We start from the raw sequence: 5,779 nt of genomic DNA on the forward strand, positions 1-5,779 counted from the left end.
GAGGAGATAAATTTAAAGAGTTTATAAGGGCTCTTTAGCAGCTTTTAAAAAAATCACTCTTGTTATTTTTTTAGTTTAGATAAAAATTTATTTTTTCTTATATAAAAATTTAGTAAATTTTTCCGATATTACAATACACACATTTTACAGGGATGAAAAAATGCCAAATTTTGACGCCATAAGGATCGGCGTTATCAAAAAGATCAAGGGTGAAGCCATCGCCATAAGCAGGGACGGCACTATGAGGGTGCTGCACAAAGGCGATGAAATTTACCTTGGTGACGATATAAAAACGAGCGAAAACTCGAACCTTACCATTGTTTTTGATGACGGCGAAAAGGCTTATGTCGGCTTTAGCTCGGTATTTCACACTATAAATGTCTTTGCTGAGCATAAAGGCGAGCTAGTCATCCCAAAAAATGCAAACATCCTTGAAAATCACAAAGAACACGCAAATGACGATGATCAAATCTCCCATCAAGAGCTATCTTCTCACGGCTCATCATCGCAATACTCTGCTTCAGTGGGCAGTGGTGGCATCAAATTTGAACTAGGTGGCCACTACTCAAATATCTACGACTTCTACACTGGTTTGCGCGCTCTTGAAGCTAGGCATGACGAGGTCAAATGGCCAGTTGGCGAGGCTAAGATCGGCGGGGTTTCATACGCTGGATTTGGCGCCGAAAACCTAAATTTTACACCTCCAGAGCCAAACATCGTGCTAAATTTTAACCTCACAAGCGACACTGGCGATAAAAAGGGCTTTCTAGGAGGAGCACAGCTAAACTCGCTACCAAAAACTCCTGATGGTAAAAAGATCATCACAAGCATAGACGCCCATATCCCAGACGTTGCTAAAAATGGCGACATCATCACGATAAAGACAAACATGAAAGGCGGTGGCAAAACTAGCAACTACAAAGTAAATACGATAACAAACGAGCTAATCCCAGTTGATAGCACCGGCACGCCCACTGGAGCGCCTCCTATACCTATCGTAAATGGCAAAGCAGAGATCACTGGGGTTGAAATTTTAAACCATGGCAAAACGACCGTGACAAGCTCATACACCACTGGAGGCAAGACATTTACCGCGCTGCCAACTGCTTATGAGCTAAACGACACGCCAGCCACCTCAAAAGTGACAGCCACGCTTGATCTTGATAAAAATGGCGACGGCGTGATAGATGCGACCGAGCTAGGATATGGCAGCGGCACGCAAACTAGCGGTATGAAATTTATAGTGCCTGACGAGCTTAGCACTGGAGATAAGATCACGTTTAAGCTAAATGAACCGGGCAAACCGCCAGTTGAGAAGAAATTTACGCTAGATAAAGAAAATGGCACAGCCACTGATGAGGACGGCAATACCTATACATTTACTACCGATGAAAATGGCGCGGTTAGCTTTAGCGTGCCAAACATCGCAAACATCACGGCAGGAAGCAGCATAGAAACTGGCGTAGTTGATAAATTTGGCAACGTCTCAGCCACAAGCACTACGCCAAGCAGCAGTGTAAGTGACACTGTAAAAGTAACGCTAACAGCTGATAAAAACGGCGATGGTCTGATAAGTGGCGACGAGATAGGAGATGGAACTTCAAAGGTTGAGATAAATTTACCTCGCACCATAAAGCCAAAAGAGAGCGTCACTATAAACATAGGCGGCTCGCCAAAAGAATTTGTCGTAAGCGACGATGGCACAAGCGTTTATGACAAAAATAACCCAAGCGTAGTAGTGCCAATAGTTAATGGCAAATTTGAAGTGCCAGGCGTAAGCGTGCCAGTGACACCTGGCTCAAGTGTATCTATAAGCACAACGGTTAATGACGAGCATGGCACGCCAAAACCAAATGGCACAAGCAACCAAACCACCCCAAGCGTCGTAGTAGCTCCTCCTGTAAAATCAGCCAAGATAAGCTTTGATAGCGACCTAGGGCATAACAATAGAACTCCAGATGGCAGGATAGATACCTCAGAAAACAGATACAATGACGGCGACCCAACAAAGACAGAGGCGTCTATAAAAATCCCAAGCGTGATAAAAGAAGGCGATAAGATAGCCATCGATGTCACCAACCCAGACGGCAGCAAAACGCACAAAATTTACACATACACTAATGGCAAGATAATCGCCCCTGATCACAATGAAGTGCCACTAAATGATGGTAAATTTAAGATCACAGTGCCAATAGAACATGGCAAAACTACAAGCATAACGACGACCATGATGGACAAGGCTGGCAACAAAGGCGAGAGCGATACAAATGAGATAAAATTTAGTGACAGCCCGGTGGCGAAATTTGTAAAAGACGCTGACGGAGACGGGCTCATAGATGACACCACTGGAGCTATAACGACCTCTGATGTAAAGGTCTATCTCCCAAGTAGCGCAGTGCCAAAAGATGAGCTAAAGATAAGCATCCTAAACCCACTTACCAACAAACAATCAACCGTGAGCTACATCCTAGACGATGATGGCGTGCATATGATAAACAAAAAAGACCCAAGCGATATCAAAGTGATAAGTGACGGCGCTATCACCATACCAGACGTGACGGTAAGCAGCAAGCGTCCGACCTTAGTCGATGCGACCCTTATAAAAGATGATGGGAGTGCAATATCAGGCACTTCAAGTGGCAGGCTATTTGCCTTTGGTGTGCTTGACTACATAGACGATGTAAAGCTTGTTACAAAGATAGATAATGCCGATATCCACTCTGCAAAATACCTAAACGAAGAGAACTACGAGCATATCATCTCGACAAGCCAGTATGAGTCAAATTCTACCCAAAAGATAAACTACAACATCGCTCTTACGAATGACGAACAGCCATACATTAAATTTGGTATAAATAAGCCAGATACTACAAGCGACGGCAAAGGCTACGTGCTAATCGAGATAAAAGATGAAAATGGAGGTCTAAGTGATAGCTTTATAGCCAAGATCGAGAATAACACCGTCATAGCAGACTTTGAAAAAGCTGGCAAAAAGCTAGATAGAGCTCACCACATCATAGACGCCACCTACGTGGGGACTGACGGCGTGCCTCAAAGAGATGATAACCTAACTATCACAGTCGATCTTGACTCAAAGCCTGATAAGCTAATAGAATCTGACTTTGATAATATAAAAAATAGCTCTGGTAGCTACGCTATAAATTTTAGCGGCAAAGGAGAAGCTGCAAACAATCCGCACGATGAAAAATCAAAAGATGTAGAGGTCATAGATGCTGAGACATCTGAGAAGACGACACTAACTCTTGATAGAAATTTAAGCTACTCTGGAAGCTTTAACGTAGCACAAAACACTGGCAGCAAAAACTACATAGTAGAAAGACTAGATGACGCGGGAAATTTAGCCGTTCAAACCGTAACTATGGTGGCAAACAAAGGCCTTGATGTTGATATGTGGTTTTTTGACTGCACTAATACAGAATTTTGGTCATATGACCCAGCAGTTACAACTGGTCCAAGAGCGGACAATATCTCACCTGGAGGATATGGATATCACGTAGCAAATCACTATGAGGCATGGACCAAATGGGCAGGTGTAAGTGCTACTACTACTTACAATGAGCTTTCTTTTCAAGGAGGTAAAGACTGGCAGCTAAAATCAACAAGACCGCACGCAGGTGAGCTAAACACAAACGATATGGCAAAAGTAGGACACTCTCCAAAAGCAAAAGATACCGATCATACTGGGGCACACTATAACCTAAACAAGACAGGAAACTACGTCCTTGAAGAGGCAGAGCCTGTAGGAACTGATCTGATCATGAAAATGAAAGGTTGGATATATATAAAAGAAGATGGTCAATACAATATAGCAGCAAAACACTTTCAAGATATGATAGATGTAAAAATAGCAGATAAAACTTTTGGAAAGTGGGCGTATTGGTGGGGTGTAGGAAATCCTGGTCTTCACAATGGCACTTATATTTATAATCTAAAAAAAGGATTTTATAGGATAGAGGTTGATTATGTTGATAGGATAGGAGATACATCCTTAGACATAATGATCAAAAAAAGGTCACAAAATGCTAGCGACTATAAAATAATAGGCTCAGAGGGTAGCGGCACGCATCTTTTTAGTGATAGCTATGTAAAAGCCCTACATGATAAAGGATATGTTAGCGATGAAAAAGATGGTATTGAAGCTGGTAAAAAAGGGTATAGAAGTTTATTAAATCAAGAAAAAGACATAAGCAAACCAGCAAAATATTTTGGTGATGATGCGGATGATTTCAATAAAGTAATACATTTAAAACACAATAATGATAGCCTTGAAGGTAGCAACCTAAACGATGTATTTATCTACAATGGCAAGAATATAGACGCAAAAGGTGGCGTTGATAAGCTGATATTTGTTGAAGATACAAAACTAGAAAAGGTGAGTAATTTAAATGATAATCTAAAAAGCTTCGAACGCCTGCAGCTAGGCACAGAAAATCAAGCTGTTTCAATATCATTTAACACAAAAAATGTTCTTGACATAATAGACTCTAGAACAACAAAGATCACAGAAGGCGAATACTCAACCCTAACAACCGTATCTGGCACTGAAAGCATAAACACAGTTTTAAAGATACTAGGAGATAGCAACGATATCGTAAAACTAATAAACGATGGTACAAATAAATTTGAATTAGCGACAAACGAAGAGATCACTTTGCTAAACTGGAAGCACAGCAAAGCTATAGGTGGTAGCTATAATAAAGTAGAAACTGACGGTAACGGACATGTAAGAGAATTCCAACCAGATCCAACACACAACCCAGATGTGTGGAAAACATATAAAGATGCAAGTGGCAAGCCGATCATCGACTCCTACGACACTCCAGTAAATCACGTCTACAAAGGCACGTACACCGATGGAACTAGCACAAAAACATTTTTCGTTGAGATAGATAAAAATATCAAGATCACTCACGAAGGAGATGATCAAAACAATACCTTTACCTACGAAGGCAACAAGATAGACGCAAAAGATGGCGTTGATACACTCATCTTTACTGAAAACATCGATCTTAGCAGAGTGGATGATCTAAATGATAAACTAAAGAGTTTTGAAATTTTACAGCTTGGTAGCAAGAGCACTCAGGCGGTCTCGATAGGACTGGATGCCAAAAGCGTGCTTGATATCATAGACTCACAAGTAACAGACGGTGGTCTAAAAAGCGTAAATACCGTGCTAAAGATCAAAGGCGACAATAACGACAAAGTGGCGCTGGATGGCAAAGGCACTATCTTTACACAAGCTACAGACAGCGAAGTGGCAGCACTAAATTTAAAGCATAGCACTTTAGGCGATACGTACAACCAAGTGGCGATTGATGGTAGCGGACATGCGCTAAATCAAGTCTATAAAGGCGTATATGGTAGCGGAGCAAGTATGCAAACATTTTTTATCGAAATAGATAAAAATATACATGTTGAGGCGATGTAACAAATTCTACTCACACCACTCTCAAATTTAACAAAGTGACATTTTTTATGATAAAAAATTTTATAATTTTATTATTAAGCTATTTTTAGCATTAAGGCCGCAAATTTAAATTTTATAGTTTTGATCTCTTGTTATTTTTAAGAAAACTATTTTTAAAAATTCATACAAATTTTAACCTATATTTCTAGCAAAAAGCCCCTAAAATAAAGCCTTATATATCAAATTTAAACTATGGGGGGGGTGGCAAGACTCTTTAGATAAAAACTTAAAAAAATAATTAGTTTAATATCTAAATTTTTCCACAATTTTGCCGATATAAAAAACAATAGT

General features: G+C 40.3%; 1 protein-coding gene. It reads left to right on the top strand.

Annotated elements, in window-relative coordinates; genetic code table 11:
- Window positions 1-160 precede the first annotated feature (160 nt).
- A complete protein-coding gene (locus Q0296_RS00690; protein ID WP_298035663.1) occupies window positions 161-5,449 on the top strand; it encodes a hypothetical protein in 5,289 nt (1,762 codons plus the stop codon).
- The last annotated feature ends 330 nt before the right edge of the window (window positions 5,450-5,779 follow it).

Origin of the sequence: uncultured Campylobacter sp. (genome assembly GCF_937890585.1) — a bacterium.
Classification (GTDB): Bacteria; Campylobacterota; Campylobacteria; order Campylobacterales; family Campylobacteraceae; genus Campylobacter_A.

Excerpts from the sequence above, each read along its gene's own strand:
- Q0296_RS00690 (WP_298035663.1), top strand. The coding sequence starts at position 161 with ATGCCAAATTTTGACGCCATAAGGATCGGCGTTATCAAAAAGATCAAG.